This is a genomic window from Planococcus wigleyi, assembly GCF_014836985.1.
GTDB classification, from domain to species: domain Bacteria; phylum Bacillota; class Bacilli; order Bacillales_A; family Planococcaceae; genus Planococcus; species Planococcus notacanthi.
On sequence record NZ_JACSPU010000004.1, the window covers coordinates 71,046 to 92,465 of the forward strand.

Annotated in this window: 23 protein-coding genes; 15 read left to right on the top strand and 8 right to left on the bottom strand. The window is 46.3% G+C overall.

The window, feature by feature from the left end:
* Window positions 1–162 precede the first annotated feature (162 nt).
* Complete coding sequence (locus tag H9630_RS11715) at window positions 163–750, top strand: histidine phosphatase family protein (RefSeq protein ID WP_191715674.1); 588 nt, start codon at window positions 163–165, stop codon at window positions 748–750.
* A 50-nt stretch (window positions 751–800) separates the two neighbouring features.
* On the opposite strand, the gene H9630_RS11720 is transcribed toward H9630_RS11715, so the two are convergent.
* A complete protein-coding gene (locus H9630_RS11720) occupies window positions 801–986 on the bottom strand; it encodes a hypothetical protein (RefSeq protein ID WP_191715675.1) in 186 nt (61 codons plus the stop codon).
* A 137-nt stretch (window positions 987–1,123) separates the two neighbouring features.
* Here H9630_RS11720 and H9630_RS11725 point away from each other — a divergent pair, with 137 nt between their 5' ends.
* The 11 genes from H9630_RS11725 (at window position 1,124) to H9630_RS11775 (ending at window position 10,443) form a co-directional block, all read left to right on the top strand.
* Entirely contained in the window at window positions 1,124–1,576 is a 453-nt protein-coding gene (locus H9630_RS11725; protein WP_191715676.1) for an SRPBCC family protein, read from the top strand.
* 12 nt (window positions 1,577–1,588) lie between these two features.
* A complete protein-coding gene (locus tag H9630_RS11730; protein WP_191715677.1) occupies window positions 1,589–2,038 on the top strand; it encodes an SRPBCC family protein in 450 nt (149 codons plus the stop codon).
* Between the two features lie 345 nt (window positions 2,039–2,383).
* On the top strand, window positions 2,384–3,646 hold the full coding sequence (locus H9630_RS11735) for an MBL fold metallo-hydrolase (protein ID WP_191715678.1): 1,263 nt from the start codon (window positions 2,384–2,386) through the stop codon (window positions 3,644–3,646).
* Between the two features lie 117 nt (window positions 3,647–3,763).
* Window positions 3,764–5,767: an ABC1 kinase family protein gene (locus tag H9630_RS11740; protein WP_191715679.1), complete on the top strand. Its 2,004-nt coding sequence runs from the start codon at window positions 3,764–3,766 to the stop codon at window positions 5,765–5,767.
* Window positions 5,768–6,042: 275 nt separating this feature from the next.
* Window positions 6,043–6,237: a hypothetical protein gene (locus H9630_RS11745; protein WP_191715680.1), complete on the top strand. Its 195-nt coding sequence runs from the start codon at window positions 6,043–6,045 to the stop codon at window positions 6,235–6,237.
* Window positions 6,238–6,294: 57 nt separating this feature from the next.
* Window positions 6,295–6,861 (top strand): hypothetical protein, encoded by a 567-nt coding sequence (locus H9630_RS11750; protein WP_225218527.1) that lies wholly within the window; start codon window positions 6,295–6,297, stop codon window positions 6,859–6,861.
* Between the two features lie 153 nt (window positions 6,862–7,014).
* A complete protein-coding gene (locus tag H9630_RS11755) occupies window positions 7,015–7,647 on the top strand; it encodes a hypothetical protein (protein WP_191715681.1) in 633 nt (210 codons plus the stop codon).
* A 140-nt stretch (window positions 7,648–7,787) separates the two neighbouring features.
* A complete protein-coding gene (locus tag H9630_RS11760) occupies window positions 7,788–8,111 on the top strand; it encodes an ArsR/SmtB family transcription factor (protein WP_191716045.1) in 324 nt (107 codons plus the stop codon).
* 133 nt (window positions 8,112–8,244) lie between these two features.
* Window positions 8,245–9,474, top strand: a complete 1,230-nt coding sequence (locus tag H9630_RS11765; protein ID WP_191715682.1) for an MFS transporter — start codon at window positions 8,245–8,247, stop codon at window positions 9,472–9,474.
* 152 nt (window positions 9,475–9,626) lie between these two features.
* Window positions 9,627–10,088 carry a hypothetical protein gene (locus H9630_RS11770; protein WP_191715683.1) on the top strand — a complete coding sequence of 154 codons (462 nt, stop codon included), beginning with the start codon at window positions 9,627–9,629 and terminating at the stop codon, window positions 10,086–10,088.
* A gap of 25 nt (window positions 10,089–10,113) precedes the next feature.
* Window positions 10,114–10,443, top strand: coding sequence for a hypothetical protein (locus H9630_RS11775; protein WP_191715684.1), 330 nt, complete (start codon window positions 10,114–10,116; stop codon window positions 10,441–10,443).
* Between the two features lie 592 nt (window positions 10,444–11,035).
* On the opposite strand, the gene H9630_RS11780 is transcribed toward H9630_RS11775, so the two are convergent.
* A complete protein-coding gene (locus tag H9630_RS11780; RefSeq protein WP_191715685.1) occupies window positions 11,036–11,422 on the bottom strand; it encodes a VOC family protein in 387 nt (128 codons plus the stop codon).
* Window positions 11,423–11,780: 358 nt separating this feature from the next.
* Here H9630_RS11780 and H9630_RS11785 point away from each other — a divergent pair, with 358 nt between their 5' ends.
* The 3 genes from H9630_RS11785 to H9630_RS11795 all read left to right on the top strand — a co-directional run bounded on the left by H9630_RS11785 (window position 11,781) and on the right by H9630_RS11795 (window position 15,543).
* A complete protein-coding gene (locus tag H9630_RS11785) occupies window positions 11,781–12,317 on the top strand; it encodes a GNAT family N-acetyltransferase (RefSeq protein WP_191715686.1) in 537 nt (178 codons plus the stop codon).
* 161 nt (window positions 12,318–12,478) lie between these two features.
* Entirely contained in the window at window positions 12,479–13,309 is an 831-nt protein-coding gene (locus tag H9630_RS11790) for an AraC family transcriptional regulator (protein WP_225218528.1), read from the top strand.
* 122 nt (window positions 13,310–13,431) lie between these two features.
* Window positions 13,432–15,543, top strand: a complete 2,112-nt coding sequence (locus H9630_RS11795) for a sensor domain-containing protein (RefSeq protein ID WP_191715687.1) — start codon at window positions 13,432–13,434, stop codon at window positions 15,541–15,543.
* A gap of 128 nt (window positions 15,544–15,671) precedes the next feature.
* Here the strand turns inward: H9630_RS11795 and H9630_RS11800 are convergent, their stop codons facing one another.
* The 6 genes from H9630_RS11800 to H9630_RS11820 all read right to left on the bottom strand — a co-directional run bounded on the left by H9630_RS11800 (window position 15,672) and on the right by H9630_RS11820 (window position 20,828).
* The gene (locus H9630_RS11800) at window positions 15,672–17,273 is read right to left on the bottom strand and encodes a pyruvate oxidase (RefSeq protein ID WP_191715688.1); all 1,602 of its coding nucleotides are present in this window, start codon (window positions 17,271–17,273) and stop codon (window positions 15,672–15,674) included.
* A 132-nt stretch (window positions 17,274–17,405) separates the two neighbouring features.
* Entirely contained in the window at window positions 17,406–17,675 is a 270-nt protein-coding gene (locus tag H9630_RS11805) for a hypothetical protein (RefSeq protein ID WP_191715689.1), read from the bottom strand.
* A gap of 24 nt (window positions 17,676–17,699) precedes the next feature.
* Entirely contained in the window at window positions 17,700–19,064 is a 1,365-nt protein-coding gene (locus tag H9630_RS11810; protein WP_191715690.1) for a phenylacetate--CoA ligase family protein, read from the bottom strand.
* Window positions 19,065–19,144: 80 nt separating this feature from the next.
* Window positions 19,145–19,909: a TerC family protein gene (locus tag H9630_RS11815; protein WP_191715691.1), complete on the bottom strand. Its 765-nt coding sequence runs from the start codon at window positions 19,907–19,909 to the stop codon at window positions 19,145–19,147.
* Window positions 19,910–20,251: 342 nt separating this feature from the next.
* A complete protein-coding gene (locus tag H9630_RS18955; RefSeq protein ID WP_225218529.1) occupies window positions 20,252–20,449 on the bottom strand; it encodes a colicin immunity domain-containing protein in 198 nt (65 codons plus the stop codon).
* Window positions 20,397–20,828 (bottom strand): DUF4275 family protein, encoded by a 432-nt coding sequence (locus H9630_RS11820; RefSeq protein WP_191716047.1) that lies wholly within the window; start codon window positions 20,826–20,828, stop codon window positions 20,397–20,399. Before H9630_RS11820 ends, H9630_RS18955 begins: the two co-directional genes overlap by 53 nt.
* Between the last annotated feature and the right edge of the window lie 592 nt (window positions 20,829–21,420).

The following is a 21,420-nucleotide window of genomic DNA, read 5'->3' on the forward strand; positions in this document are numbered from 1 at the left end:
CAGCAGTATCTCTCGAAACAACTATGGGGCAATACTTGGGTACCATCTGCAGAAGGGGTAAAAGGGGCGATACAGTTTGCCGGCTCGTCTTTTCTGATGAACGTAGGCTGAGTTTATGGTAAAATGGAGAAATATCAACTGTGACTAGAGGGGTGACTAAATATGACCACCGTATGTTTGGTTCGGCACGGGGAAACGGACTGGAATGCACAAGGGAAGATTCAAGGGACGGCCGATATTCCATTGAATAAAGCAGGTGCACGCCAAGCTGCGCAATGCGGGGCGTATTTAACTGGTGCCGATTGGGATTTGATCATCACGAGTCCGCTGCAGCGCGCCCGGCGTACTGCTGAAATCATCAACGAAACCCTGGGTTTGCCGCTGATTGAAATGGAACAGTTTGCGGAAAAACATTTTGGGGACGCTGAAGGAATGACCTATGAAGAACGTGCGCTGACATTTCCAAACCGGTTTTATCCCAACCAGGAAGACAATGAGCTTTTCGCAGAACGGCTCGCTGCAGGATTGAAGATCATCAACGATCGCTTTCCTGAACAGCGTGTGCTGCTGGTGTCCCATGGAGGCGTCATCAATGCCATACTCGGTGAATTGTCGAACGGTGAAATCGGCTCGGGTAAAACCCGGTTGTTGAATGCTTGCCTTAGCCATATCCATTTCGACAAACACAATTGGATCATCCAAAATTACAATCAGGTAAGCCATCTTCAACACTCGCTGAGCAGCAGTTAAGCCGGCAGCTTTTAAAAAAGCAGCAAGACGATTTTTCGTCCTGCTGCTTTTTATTTTTTCGCTGTATTTTTTTCTTTGTCCATGCGGTAGACGTAAACAGCCATCGCTCCCATGAATAAGGCTGAATTGAACCAGAAGACGATATCGCCCAGCATGCCGTCAAAAATCAAAGCATTTGCTGAAGTGATCAATTGCATGGCGATGATGAATAAAATCAAAATGGTTGGTGTCTTCATTTCTTCACTCCGTTCCTTTCCTTATTATAAAGCTGCTGGTGATTATTTCAAGCAGGCACATTAAACCCGAAAAGTGAAAGTTGCCAGAAGGAATGGCATAATGGCAAAGAGAGAACGTCAGTTGAGGAGGAACCGGTATGGTGAAATGGAAAGAAGAAATGGTGATTGATGCCAATATCGAAAAAGTATGGAGTTTGTTCCGGGATGACAACGTGAAAAAATTGATGCCCAAAGTGGAAGAGCATATTCTGTTGGAAAACGACAATGACCAGTTGGGTGCCAAACATGCCCAAAGCTACCATGAAGGGAACCAGCTCCAAACCTATATTGTCGAGACGGTCGGCTATGAAGATACGCCCGATAAAAAACTCAAGCAAACCCAGTTTGAGATGGGCCAGAGTTTTGATGTGTTTTATTCGTTTACGCTATTGAAAGACGGTGAAAACCGGACAAAGTTCATTTACGAAGGGACGAACAAAGGCAAAGGGTTAATGGGCAAGGCGATGCTGCTGACGGGCAGCAAGAAAAGACGCCAGCAGACCGTCCAGACGTTCATGGAGCGGGTGCGGGACGAGGCTTTGAAACTCTAGGAGGACGGGGAAATGGTGCATTGGAATGAGCAACGGGTGATTAATGCTTCTATCGACAAAGTCTGGGCACTGTTTTCGGACGAACGGCTGCAAACCATTATGCCACAGCTGAAGAAACACCAATTAATCGAAGGACCGCCTAACCAAGTGGGTTCCAAATATGCGCAGCAAAACCAAATGGGCAACCGGTTGATCAGCTATGTCATGGAAATCACCGCTTACGAGGATTTGCCGAATGATAAGCGCAAAGACCTCAGTTTTGTGGCAGGCGGTCTATTCCGGATATCCATGAGCTTTACATTAAATAGAATCAGCGATGAACAAACCTTATTTGTCTACAGTGGTTCCAATACAGGTATCAATTTGGCGGGGAGGGCTTTGCTGAAGCTTGATCCGAACGACAGCAGCAGAAAGCAGGCAAAAGAATTGATGGACCGGGTCCTTTTAGAGGCGGAATCTTAAAAGCGAATGACAGCAGTCATACAGGAGCGGTTTCTTATTTAGCAGAATAAACAAAATAGAAACAAAAGAGCTTTCATCTGTCGATATGTTAAAAACAGAAAGAGAGCACTTTTTTGATAGATATGTAACAAACTACTTAAGGATTTAACATATAAGTTCAAAAACGTCTACAAGAAAAAACTAAAAATCAATAAATAGCCCCAACTGAAACAAGATATAACATGTATTAAAAGAACCGTGCAAAGTAATAGCAGAAAAACAAGGCTTTTCGTGACAGCCGATGGTTGTATTTGTATGATATAGGAAATGAACATGGCTACATGTCATCCATAGGGGGATTGGAACATGATCAAGGTCTATGAAAAAGAACAGGTTTTGTGTGTAGAAGGAATTTTGGAAGAGACCCGCAGCAAAGTATTTGTTTTTCTTGTAGACGGCATGCTGATCGATACCGGCGCAGAGAAACTTCAAGAAGAATTAAAGGCATTTTTCAGTGACCATTCATTTGACCAGGTGGTCTTAACGCATCACCACGAAGACCACACCGGAAACGCTGCATGGATTCAGGAACATGTTGAAGTTCCATTTTTTCTTCATCCACTGGGATTGGCGATTACGGAAGAAGAGGGGGAATACCCGGAATACAGAAAAGTCACCTGGGGCAATCGGCGCGCCTTTAACGCCTTGCCGCTTGGTGAACGCATCCGCTCCCGTTCACTTGAATGGCAGGTCATCCATACACCCGGGCATGCAGACGACCACGTTGCGTTGTTTCATGAAGAATCGGGTCGCCTGTTTACTGGAGACCTGTTCGTGTCTCCTAAAACGCGCGTCATGATGAAAACGGAGTCGGTCCCGCTCATTTTGGCATCATTGCGAAACTTATTGGCCTTGCCATTCACATCGGTCTTCTGCAGCCATGCCGGATTTTTGGAAAACGGACGCGCTTTGCTGGAGCAAAAGTTGCAGCATCTGGAAAAGTTGCAACAAGCAATCATCGATCTTTACGAAAAGGGACAGACCCCAGGCGAAATCAATCAACAGCTTTTTCAAAAAACGTATCCGATCATCCAGTTTTCGAAAAGGGAATGGGACACCATCCATATTGTCACGTCAGTCGTTTTTGATTATATCAGCAAGAAGAACCAGCAACTGCGGCCGCGTGCAAACACATTAGGCATTCTCAGAAAAGGAAATGCGATTCTCCTGGAACAGCAATTCGTCCGCCATTCAAAAGGAGACGGCCCTTTTTACCGGCCGCTGGGCGGCACAATCGAGATGGGAGAGTCTTCTGCTTCGGCGCTGCAAAGGGAGTTTCAAGAGGAGATTGATGCAGACATCCGCATTGTCCAGTATATGGATGTACTCGAAAATATCTATACATTAAATAAAAAGGTTTTCCATGAAATCTCCCTGATCTACGAAGTGGAATTTGCGGAAGCTGAACAGGATCTTCAAGAATCCTTTGATGTGGTGGAAGGAAATACGATGACGCTGGCGAAATGGGTCAGCCTGGAAGAATTGGCAAGAGAAAAAACCACGCTTTATCCAGACGGGTTGCTCGCTCTGCTCCAACAGCTGCCGGAACCCGTCCAAACAAAAATCTGATGGTGAATCATGCCGGATTTGCTTTGGCAGGAGGGCAGAACCCTGGGTGAAGTTTTGGTATACTGAAGGCATAAAGCCTGCCTGTTGCAGTCTTAGGACGAGAGGAGCAAGCCCTTCATGACTTATTTGATTATGTTAGTGGAATTACTGGCAGTGGCACTATTCATCTATTATGTCAGCGGCCGATTGATGGGTTCAAAAGTCAATTTTACGAAAAGGATCCTTTCTGTACTGCTGGGGGTCAGTTTGACGACATTCGTCTATTGGTATTCATATCTACGCTATACGGATTTTTTAACTGAAAGCATCGCTTTTGCGGTTACAGACGCGAGTGCCATCATCTGGATCGGCAGCATGCTGCTGATTTCGATGCTGTTCTACTTGTTTTTCGAATTGTTCGATCCAATAGAACTCGGGGAACGGGGAGAACGCATCACCGGCCAAAAATTCATCATTCAACGGCTCAGACATCGGTGGCGCCGTCAAAAGCGCCTCAGCCAGGTACTTGAAATCGCTGTAAGAAATGGATTTTCCCGCACCATCCGCTATGCACGCCACAGGGAAAGCAACCGGGATTTCGCAATTGCTTTCCGCGATACGCTGGAACAAAGCGGCGGAATCTTCATTAAGTTCGGGCAGGTATTGTCCACCCGTACCGAGCTGTTTTCGCCCGTCTTCATCGAAGAACTGGAAACGCTGCAGCAGGATGTCAAACCCCTGACCAGTGCCCAAGTCACCGACATTCTGAAGAATTCCTTATCCGCAAGTATTGAAGATGTCTTCTCAGAATTTCAAATGGAGCCGCTCGCCGCCGGTTCCATCGGCCAAGTGCATCGGGCTGTTTTGCGAAAAACGCAGGAAGACGTAGTGGTGAAATTGTTGCGTCCTGAAGTGAAAGGAATCATGCGAAATGATTTAGACATTCTCGTTGAATTCGCCGAATGGGTCACCAGCAAGTCGAAATGGGCAGAAAATATCGGTTTCCGTGAACTCGCCATCGGTTTTGCGAACGGGCTGCGCGAAGAAATCAATTTCGGGATTGAGACACGCAATACCATTCAAGTGGCCAATGCACTCAAAAAAAGCGATTACCTGGTGAAAATTCCCCATGTTTACCGGGAATACAGCAATGACAACTTAATCGTCATGCAGTATTTTAAAGGGAAGAGCATTTCCCGAGGACAAGACGTCTTTGACCAGTTTAATGTCGAACAAAAAGAATTTGGTCGGACGGTGCTGTTTTCCTTTTTTGAACAGATGCTGTTTTCTGGAATCTTTCATGCCGATCCGCATCCGGGCAATATCTTCATCGATGAACAAGACGGACAGCCGATTCTCCTGGATTTCGGTGCTGTTGGACGGCTTGCCGCTCCGCAGCAGGATGGATTGAACCTCTTCATCATCGGTGTCCAGCAAAATGACGCAGAAGTCATTTACGACGCCATCACTGCGCTTGTGGAAGACAACAGCCAGATTGATCGCCAAAAGCTTGAACAGGCCATCGGGCAATTGCTGTTGAAGATTTCCTATGTCGACAAGATCCCGACGGAAGAACTGATCCATTCCATGTTTGATATCGTCCGTGAATTCGGTTTGGCGTTCTATCCATCGGTCGGCATGGCGCTGCGTTCGCTGATCAGCCTGGACAGCACACTCCATACCATCGATCCGAAGTTTGATATGTTCACGGAAGCCAAGGTCTTCGCGAAGAAATACAAAACTGCGGTATTGAAGAAACCCTTTACCGAACCGCGCGAAACCAAACAGAAAATCGAAGAAGAACTGGCCTTGCTGATTCCAGAAATGATGAGATTGCCGAAACGTGCCGATCAATTGGTCCAACGCCTGGAATCCGGCAAAATCATCCTGCACCACGATGTGTTTTCCGACAAGCACAATGCCAATTTCATCCTTCAACTGTTTTCCCGGTTCGTGCTGCTGATGTCGGGCATCACCTTCGGTTTGGTGTCAGCCGCCTTGCTCGCGATTGCGCAATTCATCAATACCCAATACGCCGTCTACTTGAACACTGCCGCTTATACGGGATTGTTCTTGTGTGTCATCCTGTTGGTGCGATTATCTATCCAGGCCATCCGCGATATGAAGCGAAGCAATGCCTAGAAGAGCATGTATCCTGAGAAGGGTATATGCTCTTCTATTTTTATTGGCTTTTTGGCCGCTCAATTTCGATAGTCAATAAGGAACAGCAAGGTATCTTGATTTGCAAAAATCGTCTTAAAATATATTTATGATTTAAAATTTTAATACTCAGTAAACTTAGGTATACTAGTTTTATATAAACATCGGAAGATTTTCTTGCTATGCACATTTTTTATATAGCAGTAAAAACGCTATAAAAGAAAAAGCAGCGTTTAACTAAAAAGGAGTGCTACGCCATGGGCAAATCGAAGCCGGTATTAGAGATGATTGATTTGATCGGAAACCTCCTCTATATCTTTTTATCAATTTACTTTATTTATTATCTGTTGACTAATGAAATTGAATTTCAATACTTAGCGATAGTGCCATGTTTTTTCTTTATCCAAGGAATTTTAGGCCTGGTCGCATGGAAAAGAAGAAAAGAAGCTTAGCCTGTATATATGATAAACTGATAATTAAATTATAGTTTGCAGGGAGGAGCTTGTATTTTGGATCAGGGCTTTCCTAAACAAGTGAAAGAGGACCTGCTTGCCGTAACCCGGTTGATTGCCAGTAAAACGAATAGAGATGTGGCTATCGATCTGCCTCAAGAACCTCTTCACTATGTTCATAAGGGCAAGGTTATTCAGTTTCCTTATCGCATCTACTATACGGACATTCCAGATAAAGCGGCCGCCAAGTTAAGCCCTCAGCAACAAATGATCTTGCATTGCATCTATTCAAGAAGTGACAACGGCTTTGTACGCCAAAAGCATCTGCGCTGCTTGCTGCAAATGGATTATGAAGAGTGGGCAATTCCTTATATCGTGAAAATCTGTGATGAATACGTTGTAGAGATACTGGAAATGGTTTATGGTTTTTTGAAAGAACAGGATACAGAACGGATTCGGTGCTTTTGTCTGGAAAACAAAGAGGTGTTTTATAGAAGTTATTGCAGAATGATCAGCTATTGGAACGAGTACTACCGGCATAGTACTCCTGATTTTCAGCAATACATAGGCAATAAGCTGTTTAGAGAGTGTTTGGGGGCATCCGCTAATTCGCAGTTGAATTAGCGGATTTTTCTTTTTTCCGCTCGGCATCTTCTCTTGATTCACCACTCGAATTAACAGCTCTGTAAAATAATTGCAAGAAAATTGAAACTGTTTTTCTTTTCATTCGTAGTATTACCAAGACCTAACTTTACTAACTAGATGAGGAGGGATTTTATGTATTTTTTTAAAAAGAACGAAGAAGCACCTCGGAAGAATGTTGCGGGTTTTATAGTTTTACTGATTGTCAGTTTCCTGCTTATGGGATGTTCCACCGGCGATACTGAAGAAAGTAACGGGGCGGAAGCCAAAGAAGCTGCAGATAAAAACGAACAGGCCATCCGATCCGTTATTGAAGAGGAATTCAATGGACCAGACGAAGAATATAAAGAATTGCTGAATGCAGCGATGGAAGCACAGGTTTCAGAAGAGTATATGGATGATTACGAAGCCTACTTGGAATCACCTGAATATCAGGCGTTAATGAGCTATATGGAAGAAACTTATGCCTCTTATTTTACAGAGAACGGCTATGATCACTTTATCAATTCCACGCCGGCTTTTATGTACTCTGGCTTTGAACAAGAGTATGAGTTGATTCCTGCCGCTATTGAAATCACTCAAAACGAAGCCGAAGAAACGCTATACGATATTAGTTTCCAAGTAGCGTACACAGATGGAAACGGCGAATCGAGTGACTACAATTTCGAAGGAAGTGCCACTGTCCCTGAAGAAGGGAAAATCGGGAAGATTGAGTATTTGGACGGCTATGAAGATGGACTCCATCAAGCACTCACCAATAATGAATAGATATAGAATGACTCAACGCTGCCTTTTAGGCGGCGTTTTTTTATTAATCGCCTGATTTGAGAAAGTCAAAGCATACACAATCCACATTCCGTAGGTTCCCATGTTTGACATATCGAATTAAATCGATATACAATGCGGCTATGGATAATTTAAATGAATTAGACGTATTTAAAGCTTTGTCGAACAAGACCCGTTTAGATATACTGAAGTGGCTGAAAGATCCCGAAAAGAACTTCCCGAAACAACAGGCCAATTTGCCGAAGGAGGTCAGCATTAAAGGTGGGGTTTGTGTTGGGGATATTCAGGACAAAGTGAACTTGTCCCAATCTACGGTCTCGCATTACTTGTCACTTATGCAAAAAGCAGGGCTTTTGGAAGCTGTCCGGTATGGGCAGTGGACGTATTACAGACGCAATGAAGAGACGTTGGCTAAAATTGCAGAGTTCGTGAAACAGGAGATTTGATTCTTTTGGAAGCGGATCTCTGACTGATTTACATATCGATTATTCTAGATATATCTATATTTTAAACTCCAGACTTTTTGACCTAAGAGTAGGGAAGGGCACCACACAAAAAAGTATTGGAGTGAATTGTATTATGGCCGCACAGGCGCGAAAAAATCTATTGAATACGAAACAAAAGGTATTGGCATTTACTTTAACGTTATTGACCTTTGTGATGGGGACCAGCGAATTTGTCATCGTTGGGCTTTTGACAGAAGTCTCGACCGATTTGAATATCACATTGGCTACGGCAGGGACATTGATTTCAGGATTTGCGATAGCCTATGCCATCGGCACGCCGCTGCTTACGGCTTACGTCAGCCGGTTTCCCAAATATCCATTAATGCTTTTATTCATCATCATTTTTATCACCGGAAATATCATCAGCGCTTTGTCAGGCTCTTATGAACTCCTGGTCTTGTCACGCATCTTAACAGCCGTCGTCAGCGGTGTGTTGATTGCCTTATCGATGAGCATCGCAAGCGACACCATGCCGGAAGCCAAGAAAGGGTCGATCATTGCCCTCATTTTTGCCGGATTCACCATTGCCAACGTTTTGGGGGTGCCTTTAGGGACGTTTATTGGGCAGCTCGGCAATTGGCAGCTGACTTTCTGGTTTACAGCGCTCTTGGGCGTCATCAGTCTGGTGATCAGCATTTTCATTATCCCGAAACACTTGCCGGTTGAAAAAGCATCCGCTAAAGAACAGTTGAAATTACTGACGAATCCGCGGATGGTGTTGGCGTTCTTTATCCCGGCGTTCGCTATTGCGGGTACTTATACTGTCTATACCTATATCACACCGATTCTGGAAGACGGATTGGGAATTCCGACAGCGTATATCAGCATAATACTTTTGGCGTACGGCGCGTTTTCCATCCTCAGCAATGTATTGGCAGGGAAAATTGCCAGCCATAACGGCATCAGCAAATTGCGCTTTGTCTTTATCGTTCAAGCCATCATCTTAGGATCGCTGTTCTTTACCATGCAATCGACGGTTGCCGGACTCGTCAGCATCCTATTGATGGCTATCATGATCTACGTCATGAACGCGACGATTCAGCTGTATTTGATGAATTTGGCGGCGGTGTATTTTCCGGCTGCCAAAGACTTCGCTTCGTCTTTAACGCCTGTGGCCGTCAATATCGGCATTGCACTGGGAGCGACACTCGGCGGATATGTCGTTGCACATGGCAGTTTGATTCATCTATCCTGGGTGGGCGGACTTTGTGCACTGATTGCATCCGGTTTGTCGTTCATCAGTTACCGGTTGGATCAAAAAGAAGTAAACGTCAATGCTCCGGCGTATCAGGGGATAAAATAATAATTCAAATGAACATCCAGCAGTTGGCTGGGTGTTTTTTTATGCTGTTTCTAAGAGATTCGTTGAAACGGATGACTCAATCGCCCGTATACTTATAAAGTGCTTTTTTAATCGCCTTTAAATAACCCTTTATAATTAGGAGAGTGGCCAATATGTCATCCATCGCATTTCTGGCTTCATTACGGCCATTTGCCATTCCGCAAGAAATGCAGGACAAGCAAGACCAAACTGACTTTAAAAAAGAAGAGGAGTTTCTGTCTTTTTCTATTCAACCCCTAGATGATTATTGGCTTGAAGAAACCGGAGGATTGTTTACGCTTCCTTATTTGTATGAAGCTTACGGGTTGGAACATGAGGATTTTTTGCTGTATCTTGAAAAATACATGGAAACAGGTGACGTGTTGGAAATATACAGCGTCCCTAATCAGCATGGATTCAGCAAATACAAGCAAAAACTATTGGAGCGGCCGGAACCGATCCATATAAATGTAGGGAGCCATACATACCGGGACTCATCCGGCTTGTATCAATTGACACATGACAACTGGGTGACCGAATTAAGCCATCGACTTTATCTTTCAGAGCCTAGCATTACGACATTCGTAAAATATTGAGCTATAAGGTCTGGAGGCGCCGTATATGAAGAGAATTTTTTCTATCGTCATGCTGAGTTTGATGCTAGCTGCTTGCAGCGAAGAAACCGGAAGCTACGCGATGATTGTCGTAATGAATGACAGTGAGTATGGAGGCACGGAAGAAACGCTCGATGGCTATGAGATGGATAAAATAATAGGGACAATCACAAAGAAAGTTCCTGCTGACGTTTTCCCAGCAAATAATCAATCCAATGTTTTTGAAGCAGGAACGACTGTTTATTCTGTGAAGGGCGAAAACGCGTTTGTTATTGCTGAAGAACCAGACGGCCAAAAGCATTTGATGCAGCGTGCGCCAAGTGCCAATAACAAATAGATTGAAACGGAACAGATACAACTGGACTAGATGAGCGGTTAGTATGCCTGTAGATGTTTGGGAGCAATTGAGCAGCATGTGCTGAAAGTTGCCGGGTTTAAACAAGCGATACCAACATTGAGTACCGCTAACTGATTTACAACGGATGATTGCATAGGGGATATTTGGAGTAATGGATGCGTGGGATCCGTTAAGTTTGAAAGACTATGTAATATGTACAAGGATGGCAAAGACAGAAGAAGAGCCGGTAGCGAAAAAGCCTCTTTTCTTGAATTTCAATTTAAGTAGACATAATATAAATTATCGGAAGTAACGTTTCACTAATTAAGTATACTCATGACAGTGAGACGAAATGGATTTTTTCATAGAAACGAGCCGTTTTTGGCTTTTTTCAAGGATTTCAGCTTTTGTGTGTTTTCTGCGCATGTTTGAACATCTTTTTAATTTTACGTGTTGAATTTGTATGCTGAAGAATTTTTTTATTTCCATAAAAATTCTTCAGCAAATTTTGTTTCTACAGATCCAGTTACAACGATTGAAATGAAAATTATCATCTCACGAACTTTATGAAACTTTGATTACACGTCAATCGTCACATCACCAGCAAATTCCATCGGTGTCCGTCCATATCTGCAAATGCTGCACCGTAAAATCCATTCTGTTCCGCCGGCTCACTGAATACGAATCCGCCTGCTTGTTTCACTTTGCCGATCGTCTCATCAAGTTCTTCTTTTGTATCCACTGATATTGAAAACAATGCTTCCGTCGACTGATTGGTATCCGTTAATGCATTGAGCGAATAGCTTTTAAACCGCTCCTCCAAAACCAACATGACATGCACTTGATGAACCCCGACGACCATTCCAACCATTTCATTGCCGGCTTGTCCTGGCTCCATGACGTTAAACCCAACCGCACTGAAAAACTCCCGGGATCTCTCTAAATCTTTGACTGGCAGATTGATCCACAATTCCTTCACGATTTCTCACCTGCTTTCTTTATTTAAAGAATCACTTACTTACGGGATAACCGCATTTATTACCTTGATTTTATTCCATTTATCTGAATATTCATACCATAAACACCTCTTTTCACGATTTTCCAATAAAAATACACCTATAAAACCGTATTGATTTGCTGTAGCTGATAACTATATGTACGATTTCAATTCATTCCTTGAACGGTTCCACAGCTTTTACTGACCTTCCCCACTCCTTTACGTATCTGGAACCCAGAAACGGTCGCAAAAAGCAGGAGTCAAAGGTTAAAATAGATGACGTGCACTCACCTATCTTGCTTAGTTGAATATCCACTTACCCATTAAAGGAGCAATCATTATGAAAAAAGGCACTCTGGTCTACTTAAGGGCCATCAAAGACGAAGACATGGAAAGCATATACCGCTCATGCCAAGATGAAGAACTCTTATACATGACAGGCACCCGCACTTCTTTCACATTTGATCAAATCCGTGAAAGCTATAAACGGTTCAGCCAAGATCCGAGCCGCCGCGACTTTGCGATCTGCTCCCTGGAGTCAGGTGAAACGATCGGAGATCTGGCCATACTGGACATAGACTTGCACAACAAAAAAGCTGGATTCCGGATCGCCTTGCACAGCAAGGATACGTGGAACAAAGGCTATGGCACGGAAGCCACCCAGCTGGCACTGGCTTTTACGTTTGAAGAACTCCAGCTTAACCGCCTGGAATTAGAAGTGTATTCCCATAATGTACGGGGAATAAAAGCATACGAAAAAGCAGGTTTTAAAAAGGAAGGCACATTGCGGCAATCCCTTTACTGGAATCACCGCTATTCCGATGAAATCCTGATGGGCATGCTTCGGGCAGATTATGACAACCGCAAACAGTTCTAGCACTCTTCGCCAGCAAATATTTTCTTTTAGTATTCTTCGCCACAAGAATTTCCTATCAATTCTTGTGGCGTTTTTTAATTTCTTTTAAATTTTACCGGTATTATACAGAAATACTTATTAATTCTTGTTATACTAAAAGAAAATGGAAATGAGCGATTCTTTTGTCGAAAGCCACGGAAATAAATACAGATCCTCTCTTCTTTTATACAGTTGAACCTTTTGAAAGTACTCATGGACAATCTCTTAACCAGCCGCTCCACCGGCATTCCGAAACCGTAGAATTGCTGTTGGTGCTTGAAGGCACTGTGCACTGTCGTCTAGAAGGAAAAAGCTGCAAAGCTCCTGCTGGCAGCGTACTAGTCATTCCGCCTGGAACCTGGCATGAGCTGAGGTATCCAGCCTCTAAACAGCAAAGCGGATACCGACTGGCTTTTAGTGGGTACACTCTCCTTGCCCCTTCCTTTTCTGACTGGCCCCCTGTTATTCCAATCAGCGACCTGCACACGCTTAAAGCCCTGTTTGTCCGTCTGCAAAAAGAAAAAACGCAGCCGCATGCAGAACAAGCGGTGCGTCACTTGATCGGCCTGATACTGGCACTGATCAGCCGATCCATGGAAAACCGCAAGGCGACTGCACTCCATAACCGGGAACATACCATCCAGGAAATCAAACTCTATATGGAAGAAAACCATAGCCGCTCCTTGACGCTCAAGGACATCGCCGGCCGTTTCAACTTGAACAAATATCAGCTGGCTCGCACTTTCCAGCAAGTAACGGGCATCAGCCCCCTTCAATACCTCATCTCTTGCCGTATGGACGCAGCGAGGCAACTTCTCGTCGCCACCGATATGCCGGTTGCTGAAGTGGCCCAGGCGACCGGCTACAAAAGCGCCACTCAATTCCAAGCAGCGTTTAAAAAAGCAGTCGGTAAGACTCCTCGACAATATCGCATCGCCTGTAAAACCGCTGACCGAATCGAGGAAATTAAATAAAAAATGGAATTTCTTTGAAAACTGCTTTATCATAAATAACAAGAAATTATATTTTGGAATTGTACACCAGCGAATTTGCAGATATTATTGGTCATCAGTTTAAATTTTGGAGGAACAAATCAATGAAAAATGATGGCAAAAACAGCGACAACGAAGCGGTCCCAGACCTTTCTTCTTTAAATGGCTTACTCTATAAAGACTTGTTTGATGGCATGATTCAGCAAGCGCCCGTCGGCATGTATATATTAACTGGCTGGTCTTACAGCTATGTCAATCAGCACTTTTGTGAACTCATCGGCTACAGTGAAAAAGAGTTGTTGAACGGGGACGTCACGTTACCGGACCTTGTACATTCGGAAGACCTGCCCATTATCCGGACACGGGTAGTGGCGGATACCGGTTCGCTGGATGCCTATGCGCGTTACCGGCTCCGCGTATACAAACGCAGCGGAGAAATGATGCATGTGGAAGTCCATTCAACCAAGAAAAGGCTCCATGGACAAGACGTCCTGTTTGGAACCGTCATAGACGTCACCGCAGAAATCACAGCTGCCCTGCGTTTAACGGAAAATGAAGAAAGGCTAAATTCCCTGTTCGCTTATAATCCGGATGCGGTCTTCACTTTCGATTTGGAAGGGAATTTTATTACAGCCAATCCAGGATGTGAAACCCTGTCCGGCTATTCAATCCCGGAACTGCTTCAATTGTCTTTTATTCCATTGATTGTTTCAGAAGATTTGCCAGTGGCCCTCCTTCATTTTGGCAACGCCTTGCGCGGAGTTGCCGAAACTTATGAACTCACCATCACTCGTAAAGATGGCGAAAAACGGAACCTCTTGGTGACCAACTTCCCCATGAAGTCGGGTGGACAGATTGTCGGCGCCTATGGCATTGCGAAAGACGTCACCGATGCGGCCAACCATAAGAACCTGTTGGAAGAATTGGTGTTTTTCGATCCATTGACGCGCTTGCCCAACCGCAAATTATTTGAAGACCGGCTGAAACAGGCAATTGAAGCGTCACTTCCCCATGAACCTCAACCGACGGTGCTGTTCTTGAACCTGGATCGCTTCAAATTCATCAACGATTCGTTCGGCCACCGCTTCGGCGATGCGTTTTTGAAAGAAATTGCCCAGCGTCTGTTGGCAACTGTAGACAGCCCGAATACGGTGGGACGATTTGTCGGAGATGAATTCGCGGTGCTGTTGCCGAATCACGCAAAAGAGCGGGTTTTCCATCTGGCGGAACGCTTGAACGAGTCGTTGGCGGAACCTTTTGAAGTGTTGGGCCATTCCGTGTCCATCTCCGCAAGCGTGGGCATCGCTTTCAGTTGTGGCTCGAAAGAAAGTGTGGAAGGCCTGATCAAGAAAGCGGACACGGCCATGTACTATACCAAAAAACACAAAACCCATAACTACGCGGTTTATTCCGAAGAACTGGATCAACGGTCCGCTTACAAATTGAGCATCGAGCGGGAACTGAAAACGGCCATCGCCAAACAGCAATTGGTTCTCTATTATCAGCCGATCGTCGCGTTGCCCAACACCAAACTGAGCGCAATGGAAGCGTTGATCCGCTGGAACCACCCGGATCTCGGCATGGTGCCTCCTGATCACTTTATTCCCGTATCCGAGGAAAGCGGCCAGATTGTCGCCATCGGCCGTTGGGTCCTCTATACCGCCTGCCTGCAGAACAAAGCCTGGCAAGATCAGGGACACCCTCCCATCAAAATTTGCGTCAACATTTCCACCATCCAACTGCATCAGCCGAATTTTGTCCAAACGGTCAAATCCGTTTTGGAAGAAACCGGACTGGATGCCAAGTGGCTGGAACTGGAAGTGACGGAAAGCATTTTACTGGAAGAGACGGACTCCTTGAAACAAAGCCTCTGCGCTTTGAAAGAACTGGGCATTTCCTTGTCCATAGATGATTTTGGGACGGGGTACACGTCCCTCAGTTATTTGCGCCAGTTTTCATTTGACCGCATCAAAATCGACCGCAGCTTTATCGAAGACATCAACAATGAACTGAAAGGCAAAGCGATCACGTCCACTATCATTTCACTGGCGCATCGATTGGGCATGGCAGTGGTGGCTGAAGGCATTGAAGACGAAGCCCAGTTGGCATTCCTGCAAAGCGAACGGTGCAATGAGGGCCAAGGGTATTACTTTAGCCGGCCGCTGCCCGCAGAATTGCATGATTTGCCTCGTCTGTTCAATCCATCCCGTATTTGAGTGACATTGACGAATCGATCGAACCTCTACATTGCCAGTGATAGAAGAACATGAAATGAGGTCGCACAACCGAAAAGGCAGCCTGCTATTTTTCAGCGGGCTGCCTTTTTTTATGGATTCCTTCCTGTTCAGGAAGGCGGGTCACTGTCTTCGACATACACGTCGATGACTACCGGGATGAGGCTGTTTTTGGCTTTGGCCAATGCGTCTTTCAGTTCAAACCGTGTTTTTGCCGTGTAGCCTTCCCCTCCACAGGCACGGGCGAATGCCGCAAAGTCGATGTTCGCCAACTCGACTTGTGTCGCTTCATTGCCCATTTCTTCCTGTTCGTGTTCGATCAGCTGGATTTTCTGGTTGTTGAAGATGACGAGAATCATCGGCAACCGGTATTTGACGGCGGTGACGAAGTCCTGCATCCCCATCGAAAAGCCGCCATCCCCAAGTAAAGATACGACTTGCTTGTCCGGGTAGGCGAGTTTGCCGGCAATGGCACCCGGCAGCCCGCAGCCCATGGTCGCAAGCCATGCCGACACGACAAGCTGCTGGTCCGTCAGCTGCAAATAACGCGCACTCCACAACGTGACACTGCCGACGTCCAAAGACACCACCGCGTCCCGCTCCAGGATTTCCTGGACTTCTGCGATGACGTGCTGCGGCTGCAGCTGTTCGGTGACTGACGCCATGTCGTCTTGCAGGGTCTTGTGCCACTCGGCCCGTTTTTCCTGGAACTTCAAGAGGAACCCGTCATCTTTGTCTTTCAGATTGGCGGTCAGCCAGGCGGCAGCCGGAGCCAATTCACCGACCAGCCCGACCAACACCGGATAATACTTGCCGATCACTTTTGGGTCAATATCGATTTGGATGGCCGGCACGTCATCCGGCAAATACTCCCGGTACGGAAACGCGGTGCCTGCCAGTATCAACAGGTCCGCTTCTTTCATGGCCTGTTCCGACGGTTCTGTGCCCAGCTGCCCCAATTGGCCGAGGTTATGCGGATGATTATCCGGAATGATGCCTTTTGCCGGAAACGATGCGATGAGCGGCGCTTTCAGCTTTTCAGCGAATGCCAGCACTTCGGCTCTGGCGTGGGCCGCGCCTTTTCCTGCCAGAATGACAGGTTTCTTCGACGCCCTCAATAAACGCAGGGCATCCTGCAGGTCTTCTTCATGGGCACGGATGGTCGGCATGGCATACGCAGAAGACGTCAGCACTTTGTCGCGTTTGATTTTGGTGCCGAACAAGTCATCAGAGACGATCAGCACCGCCGGCCCTTTTTCGGCGTAAGCGGTCCGGATGGCTTGATTCAGCATGTCCGGCAGCTGTTCCGCGTTTTGGACGCGGCGGTTATAGACGGCCACTTCTTCAAACAGCGACTCCATTTTCAGTTCCTGGAAACTGTCGGTGCCGACGAGGTCACTGCTGACTTGCCCGACAATCGCCAGCACCGGTGTTTTGTCTTTTTGGGCGTCGTACAGGCCGTTTTGCAGATGCACCGCTCCAGGACCGGCAATGGACAGGCAAACGCCGATTCTACCGGTTAATTTGGAATACGCAGACGCCGCAAGCGCCCCGGTTTCTTCGTGCCGGATCTGGATAAAGCGGATGGCTTCTTCTTTTCGCAGTTCTTCCATAAATTCATTGATGGAGTCTCCCGGCATCCCGTAGATATGGTCGACATCCCACTCCTTCAGCAACTCAACGACATAGCTTCCTGCTGTCCTGTCAAACATGGACATCCCTCGCTTTCAACAATTGGGGCGCAACCCCTTTTCTCTTGCACATACCTCTAGCCGGGAAGAGTTAAACGTCAGGCATGAAAAAAGCGCACCCTTTGCCACTTGCCAGCAATGGAGCGCTTGGACTTATTTCGAGTTGCCGGAATCATTGCGGTAAAAACGTTCTTCGCTTTTTTTCTCCACCCAGCTCCAGAATATGAAAAGGGCTGCCGCAATCGCCACGACCAGTAATGAAGCGTAAAAGACGAAGTCGAAATCCATTTCCCGGACGATGACTTCGTCGACTCCGGCAAGATTGAATTGGCTGTAAGTGATGCTGTCATAGCCGATCCACCAATAAGCCAAAGGCAAACCGAGGACCAAACCGCCAAACAAGGAACCAAAAAACTTCTTCATGTGCAGCCTCCCTCTCTTTTCCGTTCAGTCCACCGGTTCAGGCGGATAGGCCGGATAACGGTAAATGTGCTTGAATTTCCCGCTTTTCGGATGAGCCTGAGGCGTTTCCTTGGCGAGCGTCACATTGACGTGAATTCCCTGTTGTCGAAGAAACCCCTGCAGTTTTTCGTTTGCCTCATGAAATGCCTGTTCCGGGTCCTGTGCCTGCAGACGGAGTTCAAGAGAGTCTTCATTCCGCTGGATCAATTGGAAACGCTCAATGGCCTCGATTTTCGTAAGTACGGACTGCAAGGCGAGCGGCGCGATGCGTTGGCCACCGGAAAACCGTAAAATGTCATCGGTGCGCCCTTCCAGTTCGATCCACCGCGTCTTTTTGCTGCACGGGCATGGGTCACTATGAATAATGGCGCGGTCGGTCAGCACGTAGCGGATGAATGGCTGCGTGAAATTGAATAAATTGGTGATCAACAGCTGTTCCGCTTGCTGCCCGTCAGCGACCGGACGGAATTCCGCGTCCACCGCTTCGACGATCAGCCAGTCTTCGTTGAGGTGGTAGCGCCCTTCCCGGCATTCACAGGCGATGGCGCCCGCTTCCGTAGAGGCATAAGTCGATTGGACGGTGCAGCCGAACGCTTCGCTGAGCTCTCTGCGCAATTCGTCGCTCAAGTGTTCACCGCCCGCCATGATCAGTACCGGAGAGATGGCCAGCTTGCCGCTCCGCTGTTCCGGCAGCAGCAGTTCCAGTGCCGTCGGGTAGCCGCCGAGGAGCGCGGGCTGGAACTCATTCAGCTGTCGGACGATGCTGTCGGTGTCTTGCCGCACATCTATGATGATCTGGTCTTTTTTCCAAGGCATGCGCCGCTGATTCATGCGGACGGTGCCGTTGCCGAGATAAAAGCCGCCGTCGACAAACAATCCGGCTGTGCGCTTGCCGTTCTTCAGAAACGCCTTCAAATCTTCCCGCTTGGCGACCGCGCGCAGCACCGCAAGTGCCGAGACGACATTCATCGTGGTCTTGTCATACAAAACAATCGCCGGATGCCCCGTAGAACCGGACGTCGTATTGACCAAGTAGCGGCCGTTCAGTTTCCGGCCGATGTTGTCCGGGTTTTCCATAAAGCGCTCCACATCCTGCTTGGAGACGGTGCGGTCGGTGAGCCAATCATCGAAATTCGCCATCAGATCTTTCTTGTGGGTAACAGGCAAGTCAGACAACTGAATCGGTCCGCTGATTGACACGAGCCGTTTTGCAAAATACGGACTGTGCTGTCTGGCGTGCTGCACCAGATGCATCAGGCGCTCTTGCTGCAGGTGATGGAGCTGTTCTTGAGTGAACGCCCGTGCGCTGTGCGTCAGACGGAGTGCTTTGAGTAATCCCATGCTTTTCATGCCGCTTCACCTCTTAGAACACTGAATTTTCTTACTTCCAGTTTACCACGTAGAACCAGTCCAGCGGCAAACGGTTTCAGCTACTTCGCGGCATCTCGGTCGTTCTGTTTTTTCCCCATCCAAGCACCCACTGCGACAATGCCGACCATGACCGACCAGAAGACAACTGTCCAGGGCAAGGAATGCGGGAAATCGTGCGGCAGTATCCCGATCTTTTCATGGGACAAGGTCAATACACCCAATTTCACGCCGACCCAGCCGACGACAACGAAGGCTGCTGTTTCAAGCTGCGGATAGCGTTCCAATAGTTGGACAAACTTATGGGCCGCAAAGCGCATAATGATGACCCCGATCAAGCCTCCCGCGATCATGACGGTAAATTGACCGCCATTGATGCCGCCGATGGTGAAATCCCCCCAAGGAGGGAGCGTTAGAGCCAACGCTACAGCCGCCAGCATCGAATCCACCGCGAACGCGATGTCTGCAACCTCAATCTTCAAGACTGTGGTCCAGAACCCTGATCGGCTGCGGGGTTTTTCAACCACCGGCCCAAGCCCCGGCTGTTGCCGCTGATCGTAAATGTGCTTGGCCGCGATGAACAACAGGTACAGCGCGCCGAGTGCCTGGATCTGCCAGACATTGACGAGCAGCGTAATCGCAAAAAGCGCCAGGAACCGAAACAGGAACGCCACCGACAACCCATAAAACAAGGCTTTTTTCTGTTGCGCTTTCGGCAAGTGTTTGACCATAACCGCCATGACCACTGCATTGTCTGCCGCAAGCAATCCTTCCAGACCCACCAGCACCAACAGAATCCACGCATATTGCAGGACCATCACTTCCATTGCAGTTTCCTCCTTCTTTTCAAACAAAAAAGACCCATGCCTAAATAATTAGGCAAAGGTCTCGCTGAGCATTCGTATCTGCCATCACAACCGATGATGACGCATCATCATGTCCTGACGATTGTGAAAGAGGTTTTCCTCCAGCTACTCCCCCTTGGCTGTGGGGCAAGCATATAGGTGGTGCTCGTACAAACAAGGGACGATTCATGGGCTTCCAGCTCTTTACAGTATTTATACCACCATTGGGGAGTAGGTCAAACCGAATCTCACTGAGTTTTAAAAGAAAATATATCACCTCAAAAAATCAGTTGGACCCATTCAAGTTTTATTTCTATACAGGTTTTATTCGGAAATTTCAAAGGCATTTTCTAGTCCTGGAAGACATTCATCCCAATAGCAGTCAGCAGTTTCAAAGACTGCGTTCACTATCTCAAATTTAGCTTTGATCGTCCCACTCAATAAATTTTTCATGAAGACTCTTTGAAAATCATCGGCCATTAGACTTTCTTCGATAAAAATATGGACCCCAGTCTCTTTCATGAGGAATCACATACGTCCAATTAAATCCTTTGTCTACAACATAGACATCGCAGTATTCGCCTGTCACATTCAATAAATCTTTTGCATTCAGGGAAGATGCGTATTCCACTTCCAAAACATCGTCGGATTCTTGAAAGAAGATATAGCAATAATGCTTGTTCACTTTATCGAACGAATGAGCTGCTTCTTTTCTAATCAAACAATCTACTTTTTCAGCAGAAAACATATACCATAAAAACTCAGAGAAATATTGACGTTGATCAAATTGAGAATCAGAAAAAGCATCAACCCATTTCTCTCTGTACTCTCGTCCGATATTTTCAAACTCACGGACGACTATTCCTTTTTTACGCAGAACAGTAGCTAATTCGATAGCAATCCCTCTCTTTTCTCTTCGATATGTAAGTCGTACAAGGTAGTATCATTGTTTTGATTGTGTCTATCGTGCTGTAATTTTTCCAATAGCCAGCCCATAAATAAAACTGAATGCTGATAGCAATAACAAGGTCGATAAGACAAGAATCGATCAATTAAACATACGGCGAAGGAGTGGCAGAATACTGAATACGCTAAAAGCAAGAGTTGTTGCTAAGCCTATTAGGTGCTCGACCCCATCTGCGGTTTCCATGTTGAATAGCGACAGCAGAATCGACAGATTGACAAGAACCGCTCCTAGTGATAATGCATTCATTTTGGTTTGATAACTTAGTTTGTCGACGAGACTGACCGCTGCTTCTCAGCCCTTAAGAAATGTATGCGATTCGGCAACCGATATGTCTCTGGCGCCATAATTTTCTCTTCTTCTCATCTGATTATAAGTAAACCTAGATCCTTTTGAAAACCATGCTTAAAAACCTGATAGTGCAGTCTTTTAAATGTATCTTTTTTTCTGAGGATTTCGAATCGGTTTGGTTTTCTCATGAAACCAGTGGAATCAAGAAACTCAATGTAACTTAATTAGGATTATGTTA

What these genes read in the sequence shown, in the direction of transcription:
- H9630_RS11815 (WP_191715691.1), bottom strand. Translation starts at nt 19,909, where the DNA reads ATGGAAGTGATGGTCCTGCAATATGCGTGGATTCTGTTGGTGCTGGTG.
- H9630_RS11775 (WP_191715684.1), top strand. Translation starts at nt 10,114, where the DNA reads ATGAAGAGAATTTTTTCTATCGTCATGCTGAGTTTGATGCTAGCTGCT.
- H9630_RS11745 (WP_191715680.1), top strand. Translation starts at nt 6,043, where the DNA reads ATGGGCAAATCGAAGCCGGTATTAGAGATGATTGATTTGATCGGAAAC.
- H9630_RS18955 (WP_225218529.1), bottom strand. Translation starts at nt 20,449, where the DNA reads ATGAAAGAGACTGGGGTCCATATTTTTATCGAAGAAAGTCTAATGGCC.
- H9630_RS11800 (WP_191715688.1), bottom strand. Translation starts at nt 17,273, where the DNA reads ATGTTTGACAGGACAGCAGGAAGCTATGTCGTTGAGTTGCTGAAGGAG.
- H9630_RS11760 (WP_191716045.1), top strand. Translation starts at nt 7,788, where the DNA reads ATGGATAATTTAAATGAATTAGACGTATTTAAAGCTTTGTCGAACAAG.
- H9630_RS11795 (WP_191715687.1), top strand. Translation starts at nt 13,432, where the DNA reads ATGAAAAATGATGGCAAAAACAGCGACAACGAAGCGGTCCCAGACCTT.
- H9630_RS11755 (WP_191715681.1), top strand. Translation starts at nt 7,015, where the DNA reads ATGTATTTTTTTAAAAAGAACGAAGAAGCACCTCGGAAGAATGTTGCG.
- H9630_RS11810 (WP_191715690.1), bottom strand. Translation starts at nt 19,064, where the DNA reads ATGAAAAGCATGGGATTACTCAAAGCACTCCGTCTGACGCACAGCGCA.
- H9630_RS11735 (WP_191715678.1), top strand. Translation starts at nt 2,384, where the DNA reads ATGATCAAGGTCTATGAAAAAGAACAGGTTTTGTGTGTAGAAGGAATT.
- H9630_RS11770 (WP_191715683.1), top strand. Translation starts at nt 9,627, where the DNA reads ATGTCATCCATCGCATTTCTGGCTTCATTACGGCCATTTGCCATTCCG.
- H9630_RS11805 (WP_191715689.1), bottom strand. Translation starts at nt 17,675, where the DNA reads ATGAAGAAGTTTTTTGGTTCCTTGTTTGGCGGTTTGGTCCTCGGTTTG.
- H9630_RS11715 (WP_191715674.1), top strand. Translation starts at nt 163, where the DNA reads ATGACCACCGTATGTTTGGTTCGGCACGGGGAAACGGACTGGAATGCA.
- H9630_RS11740 (WP_191715679.1), top strand. Translation starts at nt 3,764, where the DNA reads ATGACTTATTTGATTATGTTAGTGGAATTACTGGCAGTGGCACTATTC.
- H9630_RS11720 (WP_191715675.1), bottom strand. Translation starts at nt 986, where the DNA reads ATGAAGACACCAACCATTTTGATTTTATTCATCATCGCCATGCAATTG.
- H9630_RS11725 (WP_191715676.1), top strand. Translation starts at nt 1,124, where the DNA reads ATGGTGAAATGGAAAGAAGAAATGGTGATTGATGCCAATATCGAAAAA.
- H9630_RS11730 (WP_191715677.1), top strand. Translation starts at nt 1,589, where the DNA reads ATGGTGCATTGGAATGAGCAACGGGTGATTAATGCTTCTATCGACAAA.
- H9630_RS11785 (WP_191715686.1), top strand. Translation starts at nt 11,781, where the DNA reads ATGAAAAAAGGCACTCTGGTCTACTTAAGGGCCATCAAAGACGAAGAC.
- H9630_RS11765 (WP_191715682.1), top strand. Translation starts at nt 8,245, where the DNA reads ATGGCCGCACAGGCGCGAAAAAATCTATTGAATACGAAACAAAAGGTA.